The following is a 25,783-nucleotide window of genomic DNA, read 5'->3' on the forward strand; positions in this document are numbered from 1 at the left end:
TGGATGAGGCCGCTACTTGGCGGCCGTAGCGTTGGTGAAACTCATTGATAAGGCTGGGTGCAAATGTCAAAAAAGAGAGGTAAACGCCATGCTGTTTTCGTCGGGCGTTTTGTGAACGTTGGCGAGGGTATTTTTTGCCACCGCCATCAGGGTATGCGGATCAGCCAGGCTCCAGGTGTTATCGCCACATTCAAGGGCCAGTCGGCCCGATGGCACGACCAACAGCGTGGCTTCAAAAAAGCGAAAGTCAGTCGCGTGCTGAGCGCGCATCAAGTGCGGCCTGGCCAGTGTGCATAGCGCTCGCGCTCGCAAGGACGCGCCCGATGGCAGCAGCCAGCGGGTGTCGTCCGGTTGCGCAGCAGTCACAGGCTCAAGCCGTTCCATGTTTAAGGTGTGGTTCCTGAAGTTGGCAGTAAAATCACAGATTCATGTTGAGCGTGTAGGTGCCCGTCAGGCTCGCCTTGGCCAGTACGTGCCCTTGTAAAGCCTCAAGGATATTGGCGCCGTCAAGCGGGCCTTTTATCTCGAGCTCAGGCACATCCAGAGCGTACACAGTGAACACGTAGCGGTGCAGCCGCTCGTCGTTCCACGGTGGGCATGGGCCGTCGTACCCATAGTACTCGCCGGACATCTGTGGGTCCGAGGCAAACCAGCTTGTGTAGTCGTTGATGCCATGGCGCTGTCCATCGGCTATGTGAGGGCCGTTTTTGCCTCTTGGGGTAATGCTGGTGCTATGGCTTGCTTCGGTAATTTCCCGCTGGTTCGCCGGAATGTCGATCAATATCCAGTGGTAAAAATCTACACGCGGCAAGGACGCAGCAATAGACTTACCTTCCTGATTCACATCGTCGCCCACACTCGGCACATCGGGGTCGTGGCAAATCAGCACGAATGATTGAGTATGTTCCGGGACCTCAGCCCAGGCCAGATGTGGGTTGCGGTTTGTCGAAAGGGCGTAGCGGCTTTGCGCGTCAGGAACAGCAAAGGCGTATTCCCCAGGGATGGCGGCGTTGTCATCAAATGCGTTACTGCTCAGTTTCATGGTTGGGCCTGAATAAAACGGTGGATTATCGGGGCGTTTACCAGCCGATCGGAAGCAGCGGCTGCGGAGGGATTTTAGAGTGGAAGTGAACTCCAGCTTTGACCCAGCCAATCAGAAACAGCACCGATCCAGTCAACTTGTTCATGGTCCACGCCACCATCGCGATCTGCGATGGCATGCTCGTCATCGCCTAATGTACGCGCCAACTCTCCCTTACTACCATCGGCCGCTCATTAACCGTCGCCTCGCGACCACGTTCGTGAACGTCCAATAATAAGTGAGAGTCCTATGTATCCTGCGAAAACTGCATTACACGTAGCTGTTGGCTATTTGATGTTGGTATCCTTTACCGCCCATGCCGCGAATACTGGATTGATCCCTTGTACTACGACTGCAGAATGCTCGGCCGAAGCGGCTAAAATCGGCGCCTCGGTTTACAACCGAGTACCAGGTGGCGGAGCTTATGAGGATCAGTTCAGCGGCCTCAACCGCATTAACAAAGCGTCTATTGTGATGCTGGCCGAGGAGGGCATCGTCAAGGCGCCGATGGCTGGAAAAATAGCCGCAGGTGTCCAGCACGTCATCGATCAGGCTGCGCAACCAGACGGCAAGCGGCCCAGCGATGTGCTGCAAATTGAGCAGATCATGGTCGACTACATTGGCCCTGAGGCATCGCTGATTCATTCGGGACGAAGCCGGCAAGACATGTACGCAACCTTCCGCCTGGCGACCCTGCGGGCTCAAGTGCTGGCGTTAAATGAGGCGATGAATAGCACCCGTGCGCACCTGCTCAAGGTTGCGGCGTATAACATCGATACATTGGTACCCGCTTACACCAATGGTGTTCAAGCCATGCCCATTAGCTACGCGCATTATTTGCTGGCGTACGAAACGGCGTTTGAAAGAGATGCCCAGCGTATTCATGAACTCTATGTGCGTCTGAACCAGAGCCCCATGGGCACGGCCGTATTGGCTAACTCCGCATGGCCATTGAACCGCGAGCGCCTGGCCACGTTGTTGGGATTCGACTCCGTGCGAGAAAACTCACTGGATTCCAGCCAGGTGTCAACCTACGACATTCCCCTGGAGGCCACTGGTATCGCGTCTTCTTCGGCGATTCGTATTGGCGCGATGATTGGCGATATCCATACTCAATACCACCAGACGCGGCCCTGGTTGCTGCTGGATGAAGGCTCGACCTACACCAGCAGTGCAATGCCGCAAAAACGTAATCCTGGTTTCCTGATGCGCACCCGTGAGTCCGCGTCCGATGTGGTGGGGCTGGCACAGGCAACGATGATCAGGGCACACAATGTCACCACGGGTATGACCGATTACAAGGATGCCTTCGACAGTCTGGGAGTGTTTGGTGCCGCAGAGGAAATGTTCAAGCGCATGGACAGCGTACTGGAAGCGTTGACCATCGACCCCAAGCGCTCGCTTGAAGAATTGGAGAACGAATGGACTACTTCAATGGAGTTGGCGGACACGCTGGAGCGCCAGTACGGTGTGCCTTTTCGCATTGGGCACAGCTTCGCTTCGCTGATCGTGACACACGCTCGTACGCATGGGCTGTTACCCAATACGTTCCCCTATGACGTAGCGCAGAAACTTTACACCCAGGCAGCGCAGCAATATCACTGGAAAACCGATAACTTGCCCCTGGATGAGGCCGCTTTTCGCGCAACATTATCGCCGCAGAATATGGTTGCGACCCGCATAGGCATCGGCGGACCGCAGCCTGCCGAGGTCAAGCGCATGTTGGCCGAAGCGCAGACCACGCTAGGCAATGATCAACAATGGGCGCAGCAACATCGCCAACGGCTTCTCGATGCGGATAACACACTAAACGCTGCCTTCTCCAAACTGCTTTCCGCCCACCGTTAACGCGGCAGATGAGGTGCCGGTCGATGCCTGAAGTGCATCAGCCGGTTTGAGCGAATGCTGTTTCCGGTCGTTCATTGCCCTTCGAGCAAATGGTCCAGAAACAATCCTGCCGCAACGGACAAGGCTTCACGGGACCTCACGCACACACTGATCTCACGGGATGTCCATGCCTCATCCAGCCTGACCATCTTCGCTCGATCGATTTTATAGAGGCCCATACTGCCTTCGGGCAGGATGCCAATCCCGACGCCTGCCTGAACCATCCCGCACAATGCATCGTAGCTGGACACTTCCATACGGATTTTCAATGAGCGCCCGAGGTCGTTGGCCGCTTTGATCAGTTGAAAGTTGAGGTGGGTGCCACTGCTCAGCGCGACATAAGCATGATCGAGGGTTTCGCTGAAGCTGACGCAATCGCGCACAGCCAACGGATGATCATTGGGAACCAGGAGCACCAGCCGGTCGTGACGGAACGGGAATACTTCGATATCTGCGCCATGAGGAAGCCGGGTGAATATACCAACATCGGCGCGGTTCTCGGCTACCGCTTTGGTAATGGTCAGACTTTGCCGCTCCTCCATGCTCACGCTGATCAACGGGTACAAGTCCATGAATGACTTGATTTTGGCCGGCATGAATTGTGTGATGGCTGAGATGTTGGCCAGTACATGCACCGAGCCACGACGACCGTGGGAGTAGTCGCGCATTTGTACGACGATTTCATTGAGGTTGTTCAGCGCGCTGCGAGCCATGAACAACAGCGAAAGGCCCGCATCCGTCGGGGTGATCCCTTTGTTCGAACGATCCAACAACTTTGAATCGAGTAGCTCTTCCAGCTCGCTGAGCCGCTTGCTGACCGCTGCTGCTGCGATATGCTCGCGTTTAGCCGCGGCAGCGATGGTGCCTTCTTCAACGACGCTGACAAAGAGTCGCAATGAGACGGGGTCAAGTTTCATATGAGATACCGTGGCATCCAGGCCTGAGGTGTTTATCGTACCTCACAAGGCCTCGACTCAGAATGCTCCGGACAACAGGTGGCCTGCATTCGGTACGTGAGCCTTCAGGCCGAGGGTCTTGAGCATCTGGTAAACCGTGGCGATCGACGCAGACAACACGGGTTTCTCGAGACGATCCTGTACCACCTGGATGGCGGGCAGCGAAGGCATCTGCACGCAGCAGGACAGCACCACGCCGTCGGCCTGGCCAATATTGAGCCGGTCGGCATGGGCCACCAGGTTCATGGGGTCCAGACGGCCGACCTCCAGGTTGTCGGAAACCTCCAGGCTGATGGAGTCGACCACCTCAATGCCAGCGGCTTCGATGTAGTCAATGACTTGTTGGGTCAGTGGTTTCATGTACGGGGTAATGATCGAAATTTTCTTGTACTCGAGCAGGTTCAGGCTGTCGATCAACGCGCCGGCGGAACTGAGTACGGGGGCGTTGGATTGGTTGGACGCCACCGTTTTGCCTAGGCGGGCCTGGGAGACTTTGTGATAGCCGGCTCCCTGGCACATGATTGCGACAAGACAGGCATACGCCATCACATCAACCCGCGCATCACTGAGTTCCAGCGCACAGCGGTCGCTGTCGATGTCCATCTTTTTCAGCTCTTCGGGGCTGACATGCATCATGCGCATACGCGCCGAGTGGAAAGTAAAATGCTCCTCTGGAAAGAGCCCGTAACGCGAGGTCAGCATCGCCGGGATTTCGGTTTCCATTGTGGTGTTGGAGCTGGGAACAATCTGTCCGATTCGAAAGTTTTTCATATACGTGCTCTCTGTGTGGTGCAGGTCAGTTACCGCTTGTGAGTTGAACGCCTTTGGTTTCCTGCAACGAGAACACCATGACGGCGGCGATCACGTAAGCAACGGAGGCGAGGGAAATGGTCGCTGTAAAGCCGACGATCGGGATCAGGATCGGTACCAGCTTGATGCCGGCGATGGCACCGATACGTCCGAAGTTGAAGCAAAAGCCTGAAGCGGTTGCGCGAATACTGGTTGGGAACAATTCGGCATACCAGGCGCCGAAGCCGCTGAAATAACCTGTGAAAAAGCCCAGCAGCGCTGCCAGTGAACCCAGGATGACGACGTTCTGGGTGGTGAAAATCAGCTTTCCGTCCATCAACGGCATCAAGGTCGCCGAGTAGGCGAACACCGGTACCATGATCGCCATGCCCGTGAAGAAGGTCGCGAAAGCCAGGCGCCGACCGATGCTCTCCGCCAGGTAGCCGTAAGCCAGGTAGCCGAGGGTGGCGCCGATGCCGATCCAGATAATGAACACCGGTGCCTGGTCGATGCGCACGTTCAATATGTTCTGCAGGTAGGCCGGCATGAAGGTCGTGATGATCCAGTAGCCATACATGCCGAGTACCGAAATGCTGAGGCCCAGCAGGGTGGTTTTCAGGTACTGGGGGCTGAAGATTTCTGTGAGGCGGCCTTTGTCGGTGTTATTGCGCATGAACTCGCGGTTGGCCAGCCAAACCGGCGACTCTTTGACGAATAGCCAAATGAACACCAGAGTCAGGAACGACGGAATAGAGGCGTAGATAAACAGCATTCGCCAGGAGTCCGGGTTGTTGCTGTCGAGAAAGCTCCAGGCGAAAACCGCGGCGAGAAGGCCCCCGCCGGACCAGCCGGTTTGCATGACCGCGAAGGCCTTGGCCCGCCCGGCAGGCGGCCAGATTTCCGAGACCAGTGCTGCCGCTGCGGACCACAAGCCACCCACGCCGATGCCGACGCAAAAGCGAAACAGATCAAGCTGCCACAGGGTTTCGGCAAAGCCGCACAGAAAGGTGCAGGTGCCGTAGACCAACACGGACAGCATCATGGTTTTCTTGCGTCCGATCTTGTCGCAAAGGTTGCCCAGGAAGAAGCCGCCGATCCCCGTGGCGAGCAGGAACCATGCAACCGTTGAGACAACATCGCTCAAACCCACGGCGAAGGTGGTAGCAATAGCCAGCAGCACAAAGCCGAAGATGGTTGCGTCCAGTGCATCAAACAGCCACGCCGCCCAGGAGCCTCCCAACGTGGCGTAGCGTTGGTGAGTGGTCAGCGGGGCTCCACCCTTGGCGACTGCAGTGTTGGTCATAGACCCGGAAGCGGGGTTGTTCATGAAAAGCCTCACAAAGATGGTTTTATTATTCTTGGGAAAATGCGCCACAGCCGTTGATCGTCGCCGTGCGAATGTTCATGACGTTGTGATGGTAGTGGCGGGGGAGAGGAGGCGTATATCAGGCATTTGTGAGCTTGCCATCGCGCTTCGCGATGGCAGCCGGAGCAGTCCGAGTGTGTGAAACAGCCAGTATTTTTGCTGCAGGTGGCGTTAGCTCTTACCGTGTCTTCAGAGCATGGTCGGTAATGAAATACACCGGATTGCTAACGCCCCCTATTGATGTGCCGATGTCAAATCTTGGAAGACAATCGAGCACCACCGGAAGCCTCAATATGCTGTCCCGCCACCCAGCGAAAATCATCCGAAAGTAACGATGCGATCACGACGCCAACATCGTCGGCTTCGCACAAGCGTCCCATCGCCGTTATGCTGGCCATATGTTCGGCAATCCCCGGGTACTTTTCATAGGCGTCATCGCGATCCGCGTGCGGGTAGCTCCCGGCGCGACAGAGTTGACGCGGATTCGGCGATCGCTGAATTCCTTGGCCATATAGCTGGTCAACACTGTCATGCCGCCCTTCATGGAGGCATAGGCCGCGCATCCCTGCGCCAGAGCCTGCTGGAAAATAGCGTTAGTCGTCACGTCCACAATCGAGCCGCCGTCTGCGAGGAATGGAAGTAGCGACCGGGTCAAAAAGTAGGGGCCCTTGAACAGCACGCGCATGCATGCGCCAAATAGTTCTTCGGTCGTGTTCTCGACCAATGCCGCCTGTGGTAAAAAACCTGCATTATTGACTAGATAGTCAAAAGACTTGGTGCCCCACTCACTGTCCAGAAAGTGGATGACTTTTTCCTTGAACGCCTCGAATCCTGCGCCCTCACCCATATCCAGGCGCAAGACGATCGCTTTTGCGCCTTTTTGCCTCACGGCTTCACGCTTTACTGCAACTTGCTTGATGCGTTTGCTGTGCTCAATGAAGGGCATCTTCGGGCGTTTTGCTTGTCCATCCTCCTGGCGGTGGCAGAAAAATAATTTCCGTTCATCGTGTTCGACGACGTCGTCAATGAGATCGCCGAGTGCGCGCAAGCTGACACTTCAATTGCCAATGTCGCCTTGACCCACAACCTCAATGCAAACCTCGTCCATAAATGGATTCGGGTGCATGCGCAGAAAAACCTGGCACTGCAAACTGCCTTCATCCCGGTCAAGACTTCGCCGCCGGTGCCGATGCATCAGGCCCTTCCTGCCACGATCCGAATCGAAGTGCCGCATCCAAAAGGTGTAGTCGTGGTGAGTTGGCCAGCAGAAAATGCAGCGGCGTGTTCTGCTTTCCTGCGAGACCTGCTGCGATGATCCGCATTGATTCCATCTGGCTCGCCACCGAGCCCATGGACATGCGCGCCGGCACTGAAACCGCGCTCGCACGGGTCGTGGCGGTGTTCGGTGCGGCGAAGCCTCACTGTGCCTGTCTGTTCGCCAACCGCCGCGCCAATCGAATGAAAGTGCTGGTGCATGACGGCGTGGGGATTTGGCTTGCCGCCCGGCGTTTGAATCAAGGACGCTTCTTCTGGCCGGGTGTGCGACACGGCTCCGAAGTTGAGTTGGATGCCGAGCAACTTCAGGCCCTGGTGCTCGGTTTACCTTGGCAGCGCGTCGGTGCAGGCGGAATCATCTCGATGCTTTAACACCTGCCATGGCGTGCTTGCCAGCGCAATTGGCCCATCAGTCTATCGTCGCCACCAGCCTTCTCTGGCAAAATCGGCGGCATGACTTTGCATCCAAATCTCGATCAATTAAACCCTGAACAACTGCTTGCCCTGGCGGCGCAGTTGATCCAGCGCGTCGAGACAATGGACAAGCAAATCACCCATCACAAATCGGTCAACGAGAAGCTGGCCCACGAGATCGCGCTGCTCAAGCGCTTCAAGTTTGCCAAACGCAGCGAGCAACTAAGTCCAGATCAGGCCAGCTTGCTCGATGACTTGATCGATACTGATATTGCCGCAATCGAAGCCGAGCTTGAGGCGCTGCAACCGACACCAGTCGAAGCCAAAATGCACCAGCAACCTAAGCGCGCAGCGCTGCCGCCGCAATTTCCTCGTACGCTGATCCATCACGAACCGGACAACAGCCATTGCCAGTGCGGCTGTGCTCTCAAGCGCATCGGCGAAGATGCCAGTGAAAAACTCGACTACACGCCCGGCGTGTTCACCGTCGAGCGTCATATCCGTGGGAAATGGGCCTGCGAGCAGTGCGAAACGCTGATCTAGGCGCCGGTACCGGCGCACGTCATCGACAAGGGTATCCCAACCGCGAGCCTGCTCGCCCACGTCATGGTGGCCAAGTTCGCCGATCATCTGCCGCTGTATCGCCAAGAGAAAATCTTCGGCCGCGCCGGATTGCCTATCGCCCGTTCGACCTTGGCGCAATGGGTAGGCAACTGCGGCGTGCAACTCCAGCCGCTAGTCGATTCGCTGCGCGAAGCCGTGCTGACGCACGGCGTCGTCCACGCCGACGAGACGCCGGTACAAATGCTGACGCCTGGTGCGAAGAAAACTCATCGTGCTTACGTCTGGGCCTATGCCACCAGTCAGTTCTCCGACTTGGCGGCGGTCGTTTACGACTTCAGCCCAAGCCGCGCTGGCGAACATGCCCGAGCCCTCCTGGGTAGTTGGAACGGCAAGCTGGTCTGCGATGACTTTGCAGGCTACAAGGCAGGCTTTGAACTGGGAGTTACGGAGATCGGCTGCATGGCCCATGCGCGCCGAAAGTTCTTTGACTTGCATGCGACCAACAAGAGCCAGATCGCCGAAAAAGCGCTGCACTACATCGCGGCCTTGTACGAAGTTGAACGAGAAGTCCGCGAGCTGGAACCGGGTGATCGACAGCGAATACGGCAGGAAAAAGCAGCGCCGATCATCGACGCACTTCATACCTGGATGATCGCCCAAAGACAGCTTGTGCCTGAGGGATCGGCCATCGCGAAAGCGTTGGATTACAGCCTCAAACGCTGGATAGCGCTGACGGTGCTGTGCCCATCGATAATAACTGGTGCGAGAATCAAATCCGGCCGTGGGCTCTTGGACGCTCGAACTGGCTGTTCGCTGGCTCGTTACGCAGCGGTAAACGTGCGGCGGCGATCATGAGTTTGATCCAGTCGGCGCGGCTCAACGGACATGATCCGTACGCTTACTTGAAGGATGTTCTTACACGCCTGCCGACGCAGCGGGCGAGTGAGATTACTGAGCTGTTGCCGCACAGGTGGGTGCCCGTTTAATCGCGAAAGGTGTGTTGGGTTAGACTGTACTCACTTCATACAATTACGCGAATCTTATGCATCAGCTGCCTGAACTCGACGAGGTTACAAAAGCGAAAATTCGCAGGCTGCTGACTGCGGGCATGATTTTTCCCGTCATGAACAACACCAAATGGGCTGAGCTGATCAAAGCAATGATTAACGCCCCGCAAATGAAGCCTGAGTTCAGATTGCACAGTGTCTTAGCTCCAAGCGATTACTGCACAGATTGGGATCGAGAATGGCATTACCACATCCATCCGGTAGAAGAAATTGAGTGGATCGAACTCAAAGCGGTTTCACTCGATTGGCTACTTTCCACGCTAAGAAAGCACAACCTTCCCTTCTCTCTAGAGGATGGGGTGCCACGCGTCTGGGGTTATACCAGACCTAGCATGCAGCCTCTTTGGGACTGAGTTCCTGAGGTTTCGCCTAGCCGGCAAACTTATGCTAGATGACTTTGCCGGACGCATACCGTCGATCAATCAATAGGGAAAAATGACCATCATTGATGAGATCGGAAGTGTGCCTTCCGATATCGGTCAAATCGAATGGGGTTGCTCACCGTCGCCCATCACGTTAAGGCTTTTATCGCGCTATCTGAACCGGACGCTGAAGCCCATGCTCGTTGATTTACTAGCGCTCTATCCAGAATTGATCCACCTGATGCTGGACACGTTGTTTGTCGTCGACCGGGACAACCAGATAGCGCTTGTCAATGATGTGCGTGAAGCACTGCTCGTTTCTCGTGCCGAGGAATTGAGGCTGCTACCAAGCACGCCCTTAATCCGACTGTCCGGTTGTGGCCGAATTCTGCCGCTCGTGTCGTGCTGCAACTGGTGCAAAAGCGGACGATCCATAATCGAACCAAATCATTCACGCAATATTCGCCGTTATCATCAGACATCATTGTGTCGAAGGTTTTCAGCGCTAACCATCGTCGCACTAGAGTAATTCAGATCGCACAGTCTCACTTACGCTTCCTGATTACCTCAATCACTCCCTTATTAACGCCGTAGCTACTTACAGTCTTTTCTCGTTGAAGACGTTCCAAGAGCTCACGATTAGCAGGAGTATCCGGCACTCGCAATTTACTGCGGCCCACTTCAATGAGGTAAGGGTAATCACCGTCAAGTACCTGCAGGATAGTGAAGAGCTGGTCACGACTGATCACACCTAGGTGCGACTTTAATAGCAGTAAGATCTGCTCCGCTGAGACATTTTCTTGCGCCATCTTCTGCACAACATCGGGCGATAGTTCGCGCCCGCCTCGGGTAGCGAATTGTGCCAGTTCATTCAGCCCTCGGCGGCCCGCCACCTCCGCATACTTTGCGGCCTGCTCAACAACCACATCCTTGATTGCCGAGGCTATCTCATCGCTTTTCAGAAGTTCTGCAAGATCCGCCGCCACCAACGCGGGGGTCATGTAGCCCGAAAACTTCCGCGATTCTCGGATAAACCCTTTGCGCGTCTGCCAATCAGTGGCTGCAAGGTGCTCATAGGATGCCGCTTCATCCGCAATGATGTCGTGCTTGAGCAACTGCGCGAAGAAGTCGCCAACTTCGGCCGCGACTTGGCCAACCTCGAGGTAGCAGCTCAGGCTCAAGCTCGCGACCAGCTTTGCACGAAGCACTGCTGATGGGAGCTGATCCTTTGCCGCCAGGATTGATGCGGCCAACGCAATCTTCGACTCCTCGTCAGCGGTGTTGGTATCGGTGATCTCGGCAGCAGCCGTCAAGGTTTTCGCCAGTTGCGCATCTACCGCCCCAAGAACCGCGACGTAGCGGCTAACGTTGTTAAACGTTGCTGGAGCACGCTTATGTTCTGCCAACGCTGGCCACGCGCCCTCAGACACCTCTGCGAGATCTGCAACTTCACAATCTGGGGCAGCTCGCTCGATCACATCACCAAGAAGGGGGGCATCTCGCGAGAGTACATCTTCGATTATTGCGATGAAGTGCTGGTTAGCATCTATCGTCATGGAGGTACCATCGATAGCCTCCAGGTATTTGCTCAAATACCTGAGCACATAGTCGTACACCGTCCCGCTCCGATCCCGGATGACGTCGAGCGCCACGGTTGTTGCATTGTCGATGGCGATCGCGAGGTTCTGGTCCGTGATTTCATACAAATTGCGTGATACGAACGATGCACGAGTCTGGCTACCCAACAGTTCCAGACGCGGCACGGTAATACTGGCATCTCTGAAGAGTACGCTGATACGTTCTGCCTGGACCGGTACGGTCGCATCGGACGTAAGCGCCGTGAACTCAGCGTAGTGCGCCGTCAGGTACGACGACACCGCAGAATCTATCCGCTGCTTTGAAGGCGTCAGGTGTGCTAGCGCTACATTCACAAGCGCTAGTCGTGAGGAGTCGTCTAGGTCCGCCTGACTTACGAGATAGGTGAGCGCTTGCGTGGACGCGACCGTGAACCGTTCAATGAGTCGTAGGCACTCGTTACCGGCGGCAAGGTACGCCTGCAGAAAACTAGCCTGACGCTCCCCGAGACCTACTAGGGAGTGAATCATGATGTCGGCCGCGTCTATATGTTTGGCCAGAAGGTGGTCTAGGATAGCGATGTTGTAAAGCGACGGTTCCTTCAGCGAACTCTTGCCGCGCTCGCGGACAACAGCGTCCACGTCCTCCGGACCAAGCTCGAAGTGCTGGTCCATCAGGTCTCGCTCGACGTGATGGATAATGAAATTCGTAGCAGCTGACCCAACGCGATCCCCGTGGAATGTTGACGTGTAAAGTGTGAAGTTGCGGTTGATATACCCAGCACGGACGATCTGGTACGCCAAGCCTGGCGTTAGGATGATCTTGGCGATTGCCTCGAAGGACTGCTTGCTTTCCTTATACAGGACGAGAAACTCCGTTCGTTTGACGAGATCACCAAGATCAGCGCTCCGCAGGAACCTCATTTCCTCCATCTTCTCGTCGGTCTGCTCAGCGAGCGTTTCTCGATCTGCTTCATTCCAGCTTTCGGCGTCCAGAGGATCACCAAGTGCACCCACAAGACTGTCGCGAGTAAACGAAAGCGTACGACCTTGGTAGTGGTCATAATATTCAAGTACCAAGTTTTCGTCTGGTGAGACGAGGGTTGTCCAGAACTGCGCTCCCTTGAGGTCTTTCGAAGACTTCGTAGCACCCGCGAGCGAGAAGGTTGCATTCTGGGTCCGGAAGCCAGAAGCCTCAGCTGTCCGCTGCACGTGCGCAAGCAGGCGTTCGCCCAACTGATTACTGCGGGTAGCAGCCCAATTGATCCGCGTGATCTTCTGGCGAAGCACGCGAAGCTCGCCCTCGATTCGCTTGATGTTCTCAGTCACCAGTTCACGGCTAAGTTTGTAGAGCATGTCCAGCTTGCTATGGCCGAGCCGGATAGTCTCGAAGTCTGCTAGGTGCGTGCTCTTGTAGAGCATCATCGCAAACAGGTCAGTCTCACTCAGGTTGAGCTGCTTACCGTCGCCGGAGAAGATTCGGTCGCGGAAGACGATGAATTCGTTACGGACGTTCTTGAGCAGCCGCATATCTGGTACGTACTGCGTCGCTAAGTCTAGAAGCTCCGGTGCTACCTGATGCTCGACTTGACCAAGTAGCTTTAGCGCCAAGTTGCGAGCACTTCGGTGCGTAATAAAAGGAACCACCGGAATGACAAGATCGAAAAATTTCGTGCGGTTGGCGCGTATAGCCTCGGCCTGCGCCGGATCGTCTGTCGTAAGCACTTCTGTATTAAGCTTGCGACCTTCTATCTCCAGGCCGATGCGATCGAAGATGCTGTCTTTGATAGCATAGATGAATCGGATCGGCTTCTTGATCTGGGGCGAGGCGTTAAGCAAAGTGTTCAGCGCCCGAAGCGTCTCGAAGATATGAGAGTCGTTGAACCGGTCGATGTCCTCGAAAAGAACAACATCGCGGTCTGAGACCTCAAAAAAGTAGACGATCTCGTCGAGGTATTGATCGAAGTACGAAACAGAACTTTCGTTGAGCGTGACGGTTGCAGACCCTGCGGAGAATTGCTGGATATGCAGTTTCCCATAGAACAACCAGCTCACCAGCAGGGTAATCAGCGCCGCAGCGCTCCAAATCACAGCGTGAGCCCAAACACCAATATCCAAATCTGGCGTGAATACAGAAGCAATCTTTACCGTCCATCCAGTCAGCAGGAAAATTACAGCAGCGACAAATCCCAGCAATACCGACGTTCCGATCGCCCGCCACCATCGGAAACGCTCAATACGCCGAAACCGTGAGCCAGGGGTTCTGCTCGGATACTCTCGATAGAGCAGCTGTTTGACAATTTCCTGCTGGATGCGGTTGGTTGGGGTCGTGGCCTGGATAGGCACTGAATTATCAAGCTGGGAAGCTTCGATAGGCGCGAGCGTCGAGAGCGATAACTCTACGATACGATTATCCTGCCGCCGGGCGACTTCCCGCATGATACTGCTCTTACCGACCCCATAGTTGCCTGACAACGCTATGTTGCGTATCAGATCCTTCGCGAGGGCAGCTTCGATAGCGGCGACATAGCCGCCATGCTCGTCTGCCAAGTACTCAGGGGTAAGCGGGACCAGGTTCCAAGACTCATTGGTAGACCCCTGCCTAGAGTAGAAGATACCCCGGACACGATTACGGATGCCGCGCAAAAAATGACAGATCACATGTCCTCCTGACGAAATATCCTAAATTGCAGAATTACCACACATCTTGCCAAAAAGCCGAACAAATCTACTGGCTCTGATATGCACGCGCTGATTCTGATCCTTCGTTCCTTGCATTCACACCGGTGGCAATGGCGGGTGAATTTAGTGGGGCGGGGCGAGTGTTGGGTGGTAGATCTCTGTGGTAGTGCTGACAGAATTGTTTCCAGCAAAAGGCTTTATCAAACTGACGTTTGGGGAACTCTACTTCAAAAAAGCGAGTTATGCCGTTGCGCCACTTAGACTCAAGTGGGCACCTGATGACTAGGCCTTTTATCGATATGCTTGAGCTGGGCCGACGCAGTCGCCCCGTTCAATCCTCAATGAAGTGTGTTGTCACGGATTCGCAAGATATTGTGAGGTCAAATTGCGGATATCTACCTGGCGATCGATAGCAATCAGGTTCATCTTTGGCAAATAGCACAACGTTGATGCCGCCAGGGTTTTGCACAGAGCGAAAGCTGATGCCATCAAAAGAATGGGGCGCATAGAAGCGAATGAACTCTGCGAATGCCTGTGTCACCACGTACCCAGTATCGGTACGTTCGACGCGGCGAGCGATCTCATCGTGTAAATACCTCAATAGCTTTTGGTGATTACTGCGCTCCTCGTGGTCAGGGCTGAATAAGCTCAAGTCCTCATGCTTTAGTAATCCACTGAGCGTGTTGAAATCAAAAATCGAAAGCGGCACGGTGGAGGTAAACTTTCCCGCCACGACAATATTTCCAGGCTTTGGTAAAACTTCACTGACACAGGTCGGAATATCGCGCGCTAAATACATCCATGGGATACCTACTGCGCTCATTCGATTATTTTTGGCGAACCCCGGCGGCGGGGCGCTGAGCTCAATAGACGGGTTACTTTTAAAGTGACGGGCTTCGTCGATGTCAGAAGCGATTCGCGCTCGATAAAGCTCCGTTCCGGTGGGTAGGATTTTGATAACCGCTGGCGCTTCCAGACACTCAGGATTCTTTGCAGTTAGCGCCTCGTGGAGAAGGGCCTCGAATAGCTTGCTGGCCCTTTCATTGAAAAAGCGTCGTTCATAAGTTAACTCGTACGCAACTCTCTCCCAGTCACCCACCACCCACCAGCGCTCATGCTCCTCGTCATCGAATGGGCTGTGCTGGTGGCAATACACTTGCCCATGCCAGTAAAAGTCGTCCTCATCTGAGTCAGGATCACTCAGTTCGAGCGCGATAGCGTCACAGACGGGTTTGTAATCGCATCGGATTGCTTTGCCAACGATTTCGGACAGGGTCATCTCGTAGCCATCGTAGAGCCCATCATCGATGCTGAAATGTGTCGGAAGATGCCTGCGAATGAAGCTGGCTATACGAAGCGGACAGACTGCTCTGCGCGTTGAGCATCTGCAGGCTGCACAGGTGACTTCGGAAGTTGGCAGCGACTTAAACTCCTTGAGCATGGGATCCCCAAGGCATTCGAGACAAATGAACAACGAATTGTCCGGGCCGATATCCAATAAGCCTTGTTCCATATCAGCTTTTACTCGATGGCGCATTTTCTTTGAAATCCTCAAAGCTCAGGTCGCTGGATGTTGAGCCCAAATCGAAATCCGTGAATTTGGCTTTATCAGAGAGAAAATCGCTTGGGCGGTGCACTTCACCCCTGGTGGGTATGGGGAGAGCGAAGCTCGTTAGCACGTTGAAAATGTCTGTTCTTCTAGGCGCTAGCGTTTGCCCTCAAACCCAGGTAGCGAGCTACTCAATAGGGGTTACCTTTGTATCACACGCTGCTTTAGGGCTGATGTGATTGCCTAACAAAAGACTGTTGAATTTCTACTATTGATCCAACCCAATGGCGCCCATCTTCATAGCGAGTAAAACCCATTCGCTGTGCAAATGCTGCCGCATTTTCGTTAGCACATTCGATACTTAAGTATTTATAGCCAAATTTTGGCGCCAGCTTCACGAGCATTTCGATCAGGCTACGTCCGTGTCCAGCTCGTCGCTCTTTGAACATTACTCTCGCGATCGTAATGCTCTCTCTAGGCCAGAAGTCATGTGGTCGGGGAAATGCTCGGAAGTAGAGATCGTATTTATGTGTTTTGGCTGAAACCGTAGCAAAGGAGCGGTTGAGGTGCTGATTTACATAACGCGGTTTGTAGGTAAAACGATCAGCTAGGAATTCTGTGAGATGCAGCGTCAAAGCTTCGCAGCTCTGTTCTGCGTATTCAAACCACTCGTCATCACTTGCACGTTGTACCGGAATTTTGAGCATTGTATGAATCCATTTCGACTGGTTTTGTATGTTGTTTGCGCCAAAGAAGTACGCAGCTAGTATCTCGGTTTGCCTTTTTTATATCGCCAATTTTCGATGACTGTTGTAGGAGAGCTCCTGTTTTTGACGTGTGAAATCTAGCCTTGCGACGTAGGGGCTATATTCGACTGAGCTTTTACGTGGGGGAAGGAAGTAAAAGGAGATGGTGACGATCCTGCTTAACTGAATCGTTGCATGTTCGTGTCCCTCTCTCCTGCAATATTGGGTGACAAGGCAGGCTTGCCCCTGATCGCTTCTCCAGCGTTACGCGCACCTTCAAATGAGTAAGGTAATGCCGTCCCATCCGAAAATACCCTATTGGGTGAAAGTCCCTACCGAGTCAGCTCTGCTTCCATCATCACGTGTGCTGACGCGCTATTCCCACCGTATTGCTGAGCATACCGCATGAACACTTCCATGTTGTGTGGATCCCGAGCCATGTCGATTGAAATTGACCCCCCCCCTTTTCATAGGCAGAGGACTGCCGGCGCTGAGCAGCCGGGATGCTCGGCGTACTGTGGCAGGATTGCTGTATAGGGGCGGACGAGTCGCAAGTGGGGCAGGTTCTGGGCATTCGTGACAACAGTGCGGTGCGGGCGCTGTTGTTTAGGCCGCGCCCGTCGTTGGCTGGTTTGATCCGCTGCTTGTTGTAAACGCGAAGACCGAGCGTGGGCACGCGACGCAGTGGTATGCGCCTGCGTCCCATCCTCGGCCCGGCTACGAGGCCGCGCTCACCAGGCGTAACTGACCGTTGTGCTCATCGCTTTACCAATTCAGTTTGGGCAATTTTTTGAGCGATCAAGTTAGGGCTAGAGCGGAATGCCATATTCGCGGAAAATCGCCTCGCTTGCTGCCCTATAAGGTTGTCGCTTGTCTAAGTGAGCCCGAGCATCCATTAGAAGATTTGCAGAAAGATTTAGCCATTTCTCTCTGCGTGTGATGTCGTCCGTATCCTCGGCTATCTCGGCGGCCTCAAGGGCGCGTTCGATGGCGGCTCTGATCATGAGTTGCTTGGCGGCCCGTTGTTCGACAAGGTCATGGCGTAACAGACCGAATACCTCTATCGAGGTTTCGCCTTTGGGACTGGGGTTTCCAGCGGCATCGGCTACTGCCCGTACCAAACCGTCATTTAGAAACTCGAGGTGTTGGTCGGGATAGTCATCACAGGGGTTGAGTAACAACGGTTGCTCGTTCACGTTGGGAGCGGTATGGCTACGCCATCGGTGTGCTTCGTCCACTACGGGAAATAGGTTGGCTTTTCCCGAGGACGCTTGATTGGATTCCGCAAACTCCTTGGAGCGTTTGCGATTACAATCGATGCAGGATGGCAACAGATTGCTCCACTCTGCGGCTAACCAATAATACCCCGGCTTGGTAAGTTGGCCGTTGATTACAACGGCACCTTTGGGACGAAAATGCTCAATATCCTCGGGGGAGCCTGCTGCATAGTTAAACTCGCAGTAAGCGCATTTCTTATTGAACATCTCGCGTAGAGTGAGAACGACATCAGACTCTCTATACGCTTTGAACTTTGTTTTTCCACCTGCCGCTTGCGCGACAAGCGCTGCTGCTCGCTCTAGGCTACCTTTTGAATCAGGACCATTCAAACTAGGTGGGCATTCTGCCCGTTCTACCCTGATCATAAGGGTGACTTCCTGTCAGTTCCCAGTGGTGGGGGGGGCGTGTCAGGCTCATCCAGGGTTGCCCATAGCTGTTGGAGACGATGTTGGGCTTCCAACTTTATTTGTTTCGGTAACGCCTGCCGCCTGGCCATTCGTTCAGCAATGTATGCATCGGCTGCTTCGAAAACCAAGCGTTCACGTTCAGTCAAACCTAACTGGCGGCCTGATTCAAGCTCTTCACGGAGTTCCTCAAGGCGCAATTCATCTGCAACAGTTCGCTCCCTTGAGGCAAGCAGTCGATAGTACTCCTCAAACAGGGTATCGATTTCGAGGTCTTCGGCCGAGTTCAGGCCAAAGAAGTCAGAGGTCAGCAATTGACCCACTGTCATATTTCGAGGGGACGGCAGATCGTCGGTCTCTGCGGTTATGACCTTCACTGCGCCACTCAGTGTCCGTTTCAACACTGCTACTTCATCTCGTTCTATACCCCGTAGTGTCAGAGGCTCGTGGCTTGTGGCGATGAATTGCAGGCGAGGGAAGACCTCACGCAGGCGCTGGATAATGCGCATCTTCCACCGCGGATGGAGATGGGCATCAATCTCATCGATCAACACGATCCCTTCAGCAGAGGCCGCATCTTGCCAGCCCCGTCGCAGCACGCTCATGATGTCTAATGCCAACGCAACTACAGCCTGGTAGCCGCTACTAAGTGCCTCCAGGGTATCGATCACTCCGGCGGACTTTACAACGATTTCGTTATTGTGACGAAAGAACTGAGCGCCATCCGGACGAGGTAGTAGGGCGGACAATGCACGTGCTATCCGGTCGAATTCTTGATCATCCGTGTCGTAAAGCCAAGGGCGACCGTTACTTAGACGTTCGAGCGGGTTGAAGAGGTTGGCAATGTGAACGGATGCGCGAGGCAGGGCCTTGTTTTTATGCGGTGTCAATAAACGAGTTGCGCCATATGCCAGGACCATGACTTTGGGTTCAGGCGGATCAATGGTGATGCTGTTATTGGCTGCGTTAAGCGTCATTACGATGGGTCTGGAGAAGCTAGACAATTGCACGCTGACTGTACCGGTTTCGCAGCCGCTGCGTAGCAGGTCAGACGCTTTGATATCGAGATCGTCAACGGCATCCTGTCCCGCCAGTGCGCAAGCAAGGGCTTGAAGGGTTGTGCTCTTGCCTGTGCCATTTTCGCCCAGCAACACTAACCACTTTCCTGATCCTCCTGCTCCCAGTGAGGTCTGTAGGCTTACGTTTTCGCATGACCGGATATTGGTCAACTGGAAGTTTTCGATAAAACGGGTTTTACGATAGAAGTCATTCGGTATTCGCGCTTCTAATACAGAAAAGGACTCCATCCCCACAGTTGTATTAGTGAGACGTTCTGCCGCTAGCTTCAAGTCATTTAGACTTGCAACAAGACTCCCAGTCACTGCGCCCCGGTGGTGCTGCAGTTGTTGCAGTAGCTTGCTCGTTTGCGGACCAGCAGGGGCCTCCTCTGCGGCCCAGGTAGCTACGAACTGTCTGCGCATGGCGGCATACGGACTGTCATCCGTAATCATTGCGCTCAGTAGGTCATCCACCAAATAGGGCGAATCGAAGGCTATCTTTTGTACCGATAAAATCCGTTTCAGGTTTTCTAGATCACGACGACGTGCGTGCACCAACGCCTCCCGATTGAGCCCGAGTACATCAATCGTCGCCGAGCCCTGAAAGTCGTCACTTGTGACACGACCATCCTCTAGAAAAAGCAGTAACGAAGACGGCTCATCTTCGCAAGGATCGAGCAGTAGCCTTTCTTCTTCAATCAAGCCTAGGCTGGTCGGATATGGCCCAGCACGCAGTCCTTCGACGGGGAAGCGCGACCCTTTTAAGGTGTTGCAGGGAGAGCAGGCGAGCAGGTAATTCGACCAGTCATGTGCGAGCCACCAATAGCAGTCGTCGTCTACAGAACCGTCCAGATTGCTGGCACTCTGTCGGGGGCGAAACAACTCTATTTCAGGTTTCTCGACCGGGGTCTCACAGTAGGCGCACTTGCTAGGGAAACATTCGGCCAGCGCCTTTCGTACATCACTGTTTAACTGCGCTGCGTACTTCTGAAACTCAAAGCGTTTCTGACTCCGTTGTTCTCGAGGCTGGGAGAAAAAATCGGCAGCTTCCTTTCGCAGCATGTTAGCGCGTTCGGAATTTAGGATATCCGGGACGGGACCCCGCTTTAATCGGATCATTTTGTTCTTCCTTGATCTTGGGGGCACAACACAAAATTTGGCGGAGTTTGTGTTGTGCCCGCGCCTTTGTGCGAGAACAGTGGTTCGTTAATTGTGTCATTTTGCCACTAAAAGAGGCGCTTGAGGGGGCAGCGCAGATTCGATGCAAGCATCACGCTGAACGGTTAGAGCGTCATGCAGGACACCCCCATGAACTCAACGGCTGGAATACATGTCTTGAGTTACCCAGCAGCTAAGGTTGCTGGGTAGCTTCGGTTGCCCCAAAGTGCTGGCCCTCCGGGGATTCTTGGTCATCGACGGTCGACGACTTAAGTAGGGTCGTGGCTCGACTTTCCAGGAGTGCACCGGCTTGAAAGTAGCCCATGACCGTACTCACGCTGCGGTGCTCGGTCATCGCCATCACTTCACCCAGTGGCACCCCCTGACGGCCGGCCTCGGTCACGAACCCTGAGCGCAAACTGTGCGCCGCCCAGTCGCCGTCCAAGCCCGCGAGTTTTGCACGACGCTGAACGATGCGCGCCACCTGGTCGGCTGATAAGCCTGCCGTGCCCACGTTGTCGCCCTTATACAGGCGCCGAAACAGCGGTCCCGACGTTGCAGGCGCAGCATTTAGCCATTCGGTCAGCGCTTGAGCGGCGGGGCCGCGCAACGGTTTGTCACGACGAGTGCCGCCGGTGTCGGTCTTGGTGGTGCCTAAGGCATACAGCCAGGTGTCAGCATCCAGGCGACGCACATCGCCGATCTGCAAACCAACCACCTCGGAACGCCGTCGGCCACCCCCACTCCAGGCTAATAGGAGCAGGGCGCGGTCACGCTTCCCGCGCACACCATCGGTGCAGGTGGTCAACAGTGCCTGCAGCGGCTCAAGCACGATCGCGGTTTTCTTGCGCACGCTGACTCCCTGGCGCGACTGGGCCTTGCGTGCGTCGCGCAGAAGAGTTTTCAGGGCTGGTGCTTCGGTGGGGCTGTCCCAGCCCTGCAGGCGGTGCCATTTGCCGAGCACCGAGAGGCGATGACTGACGGTGTTGTAGGCCAGCGCCCCCCATCCGCCCTTGACCCGTGCGGCCACCAAGGCGGCATCGATTGCCGGCGGTAGCAGGTGCGCCCATGTGCCGTCGCCCAGCGGTCGGGCCAGGTGATCCAGGACGAACTGTACCGCCACCGTTGTCGGCAGAGGGGCGTCGCCCAGCGTCTGGCCATAGCGCAGTTGCAGCCAGGCGGACCAATAGGCGAGGGCGCTGCGATAGCTGCGCACGGTATTGGCCGCCGTGCCGGCGGCGATAAACGCCGCGGCCGCGTGCTGCGCGTTTGTGGCCAGTAAATACGGATCCAGTGGGGTTTCGTCGACTAGGGTTAACTGATCTGTAATATTTAATACGTTCAACGTATGATAATTCCATTATTCAGAAAATAACGTCGGATAATCTTTCATTATCAGACCTAATATACGCGGAGATAAGACATGGCAGTAGGGGTGCCGGAAAGCGAGGTATTTGCCGCCGCTGACGCGGTGTTGTCGCGCGGTGAACGACCTACGGTCGAACGAGTGCGGCTAGAGCTAGGACGGGGCAGTCCAGCGCGGATTGGCGGTCTGCTTGATCAGTGGTGGGAGCAATTAGCCGGACGTTTGCGGGGAGAATCCCGCTTGCCAGGGCTGCCGGGGGAGGTAGCTCATGCGTTTATCGCCATCTGGCAGCAGGCGATCACGCTCGCGCAGGGCGTGACCGAGCAATCGCTTGCCAGTCAACGGCAGGTGCTGGCTGAAGAGCGTGAGGAAGTGGTTGCCCTTGAGGCGCGCGCCCGGCTGGAAATCGCCCAGGAGCGGCACCGTACTGACGAGGCGCTGTCAGCGCGCCAAGGCGCGGAAATCCGCTTGACAGACCTGGAGCAGTTGCTCGACCAGCGCCAAGCGCAGATCGCCGACCTGCGCGCGCAACGCGAAGGACTGCAGGAGTATTGTAATGACCTCCGTACTCAACTCGGCGACGTCCAACAGCAATTTAGCGACAGTCGTGAACAGGCTGAACAGGAGAGAGCGGAGCAGCAGCGCTATACCCGTGATGTCGAAGACCGTGCCTATCGGGAGATCGACCGGGTTCGAGAAGAAAGCAAGGCTGTGGGCATGCAATTGAGGGACACCCAGGCGCGCCTGCTGGCTGGTCAACAGGTTTTGCAAGAGCAACAGCTCAGTTTTGCGGACCTCCGAGATCAGGCTCAGGCAGCGCGTGCCGACGCACAGCTATTGGCTGCGCAGCTGGAGCAGGCCCAGCAACAGGTGTCCGCGGCTGGTGAGCAGATAAGTGGCATGCAATGGGAGTTGCAGGCTGCCCGAGATAATCTGGCTGACGCCCGTGAGCGTGCGATCGCCGCCGAGGCGCGCGCGGAGATTTTGGCTAGCCGCGCCAGCCGCGCTCCCAAAAAAAGCGTGTGACTCTGCCGTTTCCTCGCAAAGATGAACGCGGCGTCTGATTTCCACTTCAACATGCTGGTATTGATCGCGGCCGTTATATGGGAGATGCGTTGTTGACGTACAAAAATTTCTGGCACTGGCTGTCCACCAAACCTGGGATACTGTTGGCCCTGTTCACCAATGCGACGCTGAGTTGGGTGGCGTACCGCATCTCCGGCATCGAGATGTCAGCCATGGCCTATCTAATGGGGGCGTTTGTCGTCTTCATTTTTCTGGTCGACACCCGAGATGATCGGTTTCTCAAGGGATACTTTCTGATCGCATATGGCGTCATGATCCAGTTCTCCTATGACCTAATATTCAAAAAAGGGTTGGAGGGAACAGACATGGCCGAAAACATCAAGATGCTGCTGCTGATGATCACTATAGGCGCGACCGGGGCAGGTGGCAGTCTCATCGCTGTCCACAGCGATCGCAGCTCCAAGGATGTTGAGCAGCCCGCCGCCTCCCATTTAGATGAAGGAGTCGCAGTGCGATTTGGAGCACTGGAGCTGCAGGTGATTGGTCTGGATCGTAAACTGGATCGGTTGATCAAATTGCTCGGCTTGGCCTGTGCGAGCCTATTGTTGGTCGCGCTGATACTGATGTTGCTGTTCGTCATGCGTTGAGTCTTCAATAAGAAATTTCCATTCTCATAGCATTCAAGACTTCTGCAGTGGTGTCGGATTGGACAGTGTGGAATCGTTGCGACAAGTGGCAGTTCTCGCTCCTGAACAGGAGTGCCGAATTTGTTAGTACGTGGACCAAAGCGCTACTGCGGTGAGGATTAAGGCGGCCGGGCCGCGTCTGAGACTCTCCAGCCCAACCTTAGCGATGGCCGAACAGGACGCTTCTGGCGCTGCCACCGTTTTGCGCTCCTGCAGCATCCGGCAACTTAACAGCTGTTCTATCCGCAGTTCCGGCCCCCGGGCATGGCCTGCCATGCTTTCATGATCATTGGATTTGACTGTCCAATCGAGTCTCCAATAAGGCGATCATCGCCGTCGCCTCCTGAATCATCGATCGTAAAATAATTTACTCATCCCCCCTTGAAGAAATTGGATCCATCCCAAAATTGATTGTAGTGGCCAATTGCTGCCTTTTAGGTTTTGCAATACCAACGTTTCGGTGGGCACCAACAACAATTTAGGGCTGCGAAAGCTCAATGAAACAACACTCGGGGAGCACGGCATGGCAGACAGCATTGAGATTGATTTTCTACCGGTGGGGAAGGGCGAGCATAGCGGCGATGCGATCGCGATTCGCTGGAGAGAAAACGGCGAATATAAAGTGATGATTTATGACGGCGGCACGCAAGCTTATGGTGCAGAGCTGGTCAAGCACATCCAGGAACACTTCCAAACCAGTTACGTCGACTACGTCGTCAATTCTCACCCAGATAATGATCATGCTGGAGGGTTACTGCATGTCTTGGAAACGCTCACGGTTGGGGAGCTGTGGATACACCGCCCTTGGGAGTATAGCGATCAGATTCGAGATTATTTCCACGACGGGAGAATGACCGATGAAAGCCTGGCACAGCGACTGAAAAAGAAAATGTCGGCTGCTTACTCGCTGGAAGATGCCGCGTTGAAACGGGGCATTCCGATCCGGGAGCCGTTTGCAGGAGACCAGATCGGGATCTTTACAGTCCTGTCACCTGGAACGTACCGATATGTGCACGATTTGGTTCCGGCATTCGAGAAGTCTCCTGAACTCAAAGAAAACCAAAGTGCTGTTGCCTCTGTGCTCGATGCCGTCAAAGGCGTTGCAGGTTATGTAGCTGCGAAATGGGGGGTCGAATATTTGCCTGAAACGGTGACCACTTCAGCAGAAAACGAGAGTAGTGCGATCCTCTTCGCGGCGATCGGTAACAAGGGGTACCTGCTTACTGGGGATGCAGGCATCGAATCGCTGCGGGCCGCTGCAGCCTTTGCCTCTGAAAATGGCATTGATCTACCTACACGCGTGACCTTCGCCCAGATTCCTCACCATGGAGGTCGCCATAACGTATCGACTGAAACGTTAAACCTATTGATAGGCAAGCCGCTAGAAACACCACCCGAAAAGCCCGTTCGTAGCGCAATTGTATCGGCAGGAGCTTTAGCTCCACGTCATCCCAAGAAAGCCGTGACAAATGCATTTGTTAGTCGGGGTTTCAAGGTGGCCAAAACAAAGGGACAGCACATTTATCATCGCTCTCCAGGTGTGGCTAAGCGGGAAGGATGGACGCCGGTTAAGTACGAGCCGTTCTATGAGGAAGTCGAAGAATGAGTGAAGGAACCAGCGTCTCAGGCTTTGCCAAAGCCATCAATCAGTTTTCTGACCCTTATGAACGCCAAGCCCGTCTTTACCCTGCTCTGCTGGCGCTGTCTCCCATTATTGTGACTGCGATGGCACTGTACGGGGATAAGCTCGGACCTATCTCAGGAGTCGTATCGCTGCTGGTTGCGTTCGGGCTTCTTCACCTGCTTTCCGACTATGCCAGGAGCCGGGGAAAGGAAAAAGAGCAGGCATTGTGGCGAAAATGGGGCGGTGCGCCCAGCACTCAAGTATTGCGCCATCGCGATGGGACGTTTGAACTTGGTGAGCTACGAGGCTATCACGGAAAGCTTGCCACATTGATGAGTCAATCCTTTCCCTCAAGTGCCGATGAAGCATCAGACCCACAAGGAGCCGATGCCTTGTATGCAGAGGCATGCGGGATGTTGCGTGGTGCCACGCGGGATACCAAAAAATTCAACCTATTGTTCAGAGACAATATCTCTTACGGGTTCCGCAGAAATGCTTTAGGGCTTCGAAATATTGCCGTCGCTTCGTGTATCGCGAGCCTGCTCTGGGTCGCTATTCGCCAAGGCCCTTCGATGTGGATATCTCGTTATCAAGCTGCAACGACGCCTGAAGCGTTTTTTTCGGTTAACGAAGTCACAGCTATTGGAGCGTCGCTAGTCATGTTGCTGATCTGGACGACATTTATCACGGAAAAATCGGTACGTGCGGCAGCATTTTCCTACGCCAGAATGCTTGTTTCAGCTTCCGAGGTTTTGGCCGTAAAGCCAAAAACTAGTCGCGCGAAGAAAGAAAAAGTCAGGTGAGGCCCCTCTGTACCGTTTTTAACGCGTGGAAATGCTTCGAACTGTGAAAGGGGCTGTGCCTTCCGAGG

Annotated in this window: 21 protein-coding genes and 1 pseudogene; 10 read left to right on the forward strand and 12 right to left on the reverse strand. The window is 54.7% G+C overall.

Annotated elements, in window-relative coordinates; all coding sequences use genetic code 11:
* Positions 1 to 66: 66 nt before the first annotated feature.
* Together JFU58_RS19975 and JFU58_RS19980 are read right to left on the reverse strand one after the other, a co-directional pair.
* Complete coding sequence (locus tag JFU58_RS19975) at positions 67 to 273, reverse strand: hypothetical protein (RefSeq protein ID WP_201141796.1); 207 nt, start codon at positions 271 to 273, stop codon at positions 67 to 69.
* 145 nt (positions 274 to 418) lie between these two features.
* Positions 419 to 1,042, reverse strand: coding sequence for a YbhB/YbcL family Raf kinase inhibitor-like protein (locus JFU58_RS19980; RefSeq protein ID WP_201141798.1), 624 nt, complete (start codon positions 1,040 to 1,042; stop codon positions 419 to 421).
* A 288-nt stretch (positions 1,043 to 1,330) separates the two neighbouring features.
* Between JFU58_RS19980 and JFU58_RS19985 the strand changes: the two genes are divergently transcribed.
* Positions 1,331 to 2,929: an argininosuccinate lyase gene (locus JFU58_RS19985; RefSeq protein WP_201141800.1), complete on the forward strand. Its 1,599-nt coding sequence runs from the start codon at positions 1,331 to 1,333 to the stop codon at positions 2,927 to 2,929.
* A gap of 71 nt (positions 2,930 to 3,000) precedes the next feature.
* Here JFU58_RS19985 and JFU58_RS19990 read toward each other — a convergent pair whose 3' ends face one another.
* From JFU58_RS19990 to JFU58_RS20005, 4 genes are all read right to left on the reverse strand, one after another.
* Positions 3,001 to 3,885: a LysR family transcriptional regulator gene (locus JFU58_RS19990; RefSeq protein WP_201141802.1), complete on the reverse strand. Its 885-nt coding sequence runs from the start codon at positions 3,883 to 3,885 to the stop codon at positions 3,001 to 3,003.
* Positions 3,886 to 3,942: 57 nt separating this feature from the next.
* Positions 3,943 to 4,695, reverse strand: coding sequence for a maleate cis-trans isomerase family protein (locus tag JFU58_RS19995; RefSeq protein WP_274610130.1), 753 nt, complete (start codon positions 4,693 to 4,695; stop codon positions 3,943 to 3,945).
* 25 nt (positions 4,696 to 4,720) lie between these two features.
* The gene (locus tag JFU58_RS20000; RefSeq protein ID WP_201141804.1) at positions 4,721 to 6,040 is read right to left on the reverse strand and encodes an MFS transporter; all 1,320 of its coding nucleotides are present in this window, start codon (positions 6,038 to 6,040) and stop codon (positions 4,721 to 4,723) included.
* Positions 6,041 to 6,464: 424 nt separating this feature from the next.
* On the reverse strand, positions 6,465 to 7,025 hold the full coding sequence (locus JFU58_RS20005) for an SDR family NAD(P)-dependent oxidoreductase (protein WP_446739982.1): 561 nt from the start codon (positions 7,023 to 7,025) through the stop codon (positions 6,465 to 6,467).
* 60 nt (positions 7,026 to 7,085) lie between these two features.
* On the opposite strand from JFU58_RS20005, the gene JFU58_RS20010 reads away from it, so the two are divergent.
* From JFU58_RS20010 to JFU58_RS32640, 5 genes and pseudogenes are all read left to right on the forward strand, one after another.
* Complete coding sequence (locus JFU58_RS20010) at positions 7,086 to 7,394, forward strand: IS66 family insertion sequence element accessory protein TnpB (protein WP_201141807.1); 309 nt, start codon at positions 7,086 to 7,088, stop codon at positions 7,392 to 7,394.
* Positions 7,391 to 7,726, forward strand: coding sequence for an IS66 family insertion sequence element accessory protein TnpB (gene tnpB, locus JFU58_RS32285; protein ID WP_242488286.1), 336 nt, complete (start codon positions 7,391 to 7,393; stop codon positions 7,724 to 7,726). Before JFU58_RS20010 ends, tnpB begins: the two co-directional genes overlap by 4 nt.
* 81 nt (positions 7,727 to 7,807) lie before the next feature.
* Positions 7,808 to 9,318, forward strand: a pseudogene (gene tnpC, locus JFU58_RS20020) (IS66 family transposase).
* A gap of 56 nt (positions 9,319 to 9,374) precedes the next feature.
* The gene (locus tag JFU58_RS20025) at positions 9,375 to 9,752 is read left to right on the forward strand and encodes a DUF6678 family protein (protein ID WP_201141809.1); all 378 of its coding nucleotides are present in this window, start codon (positions 9,375 to 9,377) and stop codon (positions 9,750 to 9,752) included.
* Between the two features lie 82 nt (positions 9,753 to 9,834).
* Entirely contained in the window at positions 9,835 to 10,290 is a 456-nt protein-coding gene (locus JFU58_RS32640) for a hypothetical protein (protein WP_446739983.1), read from the forward strand.
* 16 nt (positions 10,291 to 10,306) lie between these two features.
* On the opposite strand, the gene JFU58_RS20035 is transcribed toward JFU58_RS32640, so the two are convergent.
* The 6 genes from JFU58_RS20035 to JFU58_RS20060 form a co-directional block, all read right to left on the reverse strand.
* Positions 10,307 to 13,996 (reverse strand): YobI family P-loop NTPase, encoded by a 3,690-nt coding sequence (locus tag JFU58_RS20035; protein WP_201141811.1) that lies wholly within the window; start codon positions 13,994 to 13,996, stop codon positions 10,307 to 10,309.
* Positions 13,997 to 14,348: 352 nt separating this feature from the next.
* Positions 14,349 to 15,554, reverse strand: coding sequence for an RES family NAD+ phosphorylase (locus JFU58_RS20040; protein ID WP_201141813.1), 1,206 nt, complete (start codon positions 15,552 to 15,554; stop codon positions 14,349 to 14,351).
* A 236-nt stretch (positions 15,555 to 15,790) separates the two neighbouring features.
* Positions 15,791 to 16,273: a GNAT family N-acetyltransferase gene (locus JFU58_RS20045; RefSeq protein WP_201141815.1), complete on the reverse strand. Its 483-nt coding sequence runs from the start codon at positions 16,271 to 16,273 to the stop codon at positions 15,791 to 15,793.
* Positions 16,274 to 17,121: 848 nt separating this feature from the next.
* Positions 17,122 to 17,955, reverse strand: coding sequence for a hypothetical protein (locus JFU58_RS20050; protein ID WP_201141817.1), 834 nt, complete (start codon positions 17,953 to 17,955; stop codon positions 17,122 to 17,124).
* Positions 17,952 to 20,114 carry an AAA family ATPase gene (locus JFU58_RS20055; protein ID WP_201141819.1) on the reverse strand — a complete coding sequence of 721 codons (2,163 nt, stop codon included), beginning with the start codon at positions 20,112 to 20,114 and terminating at the stop codon, positions 17,952 to 17,954. The genes JFU58_RS20050 and JFU58_RS20055 overlap by 4 nt, the downstream gene beginning before the upstream one ends.
* Positions 20,115 to 20,403: 289 nt before the next feature.
* Positions 20,404 to 21,555: a site-specific integrase gene (locus JFU58_RS20060; protein ID WP_201141821.1), complete on the reverse strand. Its 1,152-nt coding sequence runs from the start codon at positions 21,553 to 21,555 to the stop codon at positions 20,404 to 20,406.
* A gap of 78 nt (positions 21,556 to 21,633) precedes the next feature.
* On the opposite strand from JFU58_RS20060, the gene JFU58_RS20065 reads away from it, so the two are divergent.
* From JFU58_RS20065 to JFU58_RS20080, 4 genes are all read left to right on the forward strand, one after another.
* On the forward strand, positions 21,634 to 22,602 hold the full coding sequence (locus JFU58_RS20065) for a DNA-binding protein (protein ID WP_201141823.1): 969 nt from the start codon (positions 21,634 to 21,636) through the stop codon (positions 22,600 to 22,602).
* A 92-nt stretch (positions 22,603 to 22,694) separates the two neighbouring features.
* Positions 22,695 to 23,249 carry a hypothetical protein gene (locus JFU58_RS20070; RefSeq protein ID WP_201141825.1) on the forward strand — a complete coding sequence of 185 codons (555 nt, stop codon included), beginning with the start codon at positions 22,695 to 22,697 and terminating at the stop codon, positions 23,247 to 23,249.
* Positions 23,250 to 23,811: 562 nt separating this feature from the next.
* Positions 23,812 to 24,894 (forward strand): ComEC/Rec2 family competence protein, encoded by a 1,083-nt coding sequence (locus JFU58_RS20075; protein ID WP_201141827.1) that lies wholly within the window; start codon positions 23,812 to 23,814, stop codon positions 24,892 to 24,894.
* On the forward strand, positions 24,891 to 25,715 hold the full coding sequence (locus JFU58_RS20080) for a hypothetical protein (protein ID WP_201141828.1): 825 nt from the start codon (positions 24,891 to 24,893) through the stop codon (positions 25,713 to 25,715). The genes JFU58_RS20075 and JFU58_RS20080 overlap by 4 nt, the downstream gene beginning before the upstream one ends.
* The last annotated feature ends 68 nt before the right edge of the window (positions 25,716 to 25,783 follow it).

The sequence above is a fragment of the Pseudomonas sp. TH34 genome (assembly GCF_016650865.1).
In the GTDB taxonomy this organism is placed as follows: domain Bacteria; phylum Pseudomonadota; class Gammaproteobacteria; order Pseudomonadales; family Pseudomonadaceae; genus Aquipseudomonas; species Aquipseudomonas yamanorum.

Coding starts and splice junctions, on each gene's coding strand:
- JFU58_RS20000 (WP_201141804.1), bottom strand. CDS start 6,040: ATGAACAACCCCGCTTCCGGGTCTATGACCAACACTGCAGTCGCCAAG.
- JFU58_RS20045 (WP_201141815.1), bottom strand. CDS start 16,273: ATGCTCAAAATTCCGGTACAACGTGCAAGTGATGACGAGTGGTTTGAA.
- JFU58_RS20055 (WP_201141819.1), bottom strand. CDS start 20,114: ATGCTGCGAAAGGAAGCTGCCGATTTTTTCTCCCAGCCTCGAGAACAA.
- JFU58_RS20065 (WP_201141823.1), top strand. CDS start 21,634: ATGGCAGTAGGGGTGCCGGAAAGCGAGGTATTTGCCGCCGCTGACGCG.
- JFU58_RS19995 (WP_274610130.1), bottom strand. CDS start 4,695: ATGAAAAACTTTCGAATCGGACAGATTGTTCCCAGCTCCAACACCACA.
- JFU58_RS19980 (WP_201141798.1), bottom strand. CDS start 1,042: ATGAAACTGAGCAGTAACGCATTTGATGACAACGCCGCCATCCCTGGG.
- JFU58_RS20050 (WP_201141817.1), bottom strand. CDS start 17,955: ATGATCAGGGTAGAACGGGCAGAATGCCCACCTAGTTTGAATGGTCCT.
- JFU58_RS20025 (WP_201141809.1), top strand. CDS start 9,375: ATGCATCAGCTGCCTGAACTCGACGAGGTTACAAAAGCGAAAATTCGC.
- JFU58_RS19985 (WP_201141800.1), top strand. CDS start 1,331: ATGTATCCTGCGAAAACTGCATTACACGTAGCTGTTGGCTATTTGATG.
- JFU58_RS32640 (WP_446739983.1), top strand. CDS start 9,835: ATGACCATCATTGATGAGATCGGAAGTGTGCCTTCCGATATCGGTCAA.
- tnpB (WP_242488286.1), top strand. CDS start 7,391: ATGATCCGCATTGATTCCATCTGGCTCGCCACCGAGCCCATGGACATG.
- JFU58_RS20005 (WP_446739982.1), bottom strand. CDS start 7,025: ATGCCCTTCATTGAGCACAGCAAACGCATCAAGCAAGTTGCAGTAAAG.
- JFU58_RS20040 (WP_201141813.1), bottom strand. CDS start 15,554: ATGCGCCATCGAGTAAAAGCTGATATGGAACAAGGCTTATTGGATATC.
- JFU58_RS20075 (WP_201141827.1), top strand. CDS start 23,812: ATGGCAGACAGCATTGAGATTGATTTTCTACCGGTGGGGAAGGGCGAG.
- JFU58_RS19990 (WP_201141802.1), bottom strand. CDS start 3,885: ATGAAACTTGACCCCGTCTCATTGCGACTCTTTGTCAGCGTCGTTGAA.
- JFU58_RS20080 (WP_201141828.1), top strand. CDS start 24,891: ATGAGTGAAGGAACCAGCGTCTCAGGCTTTGCCAAAGCCATCAATCAG.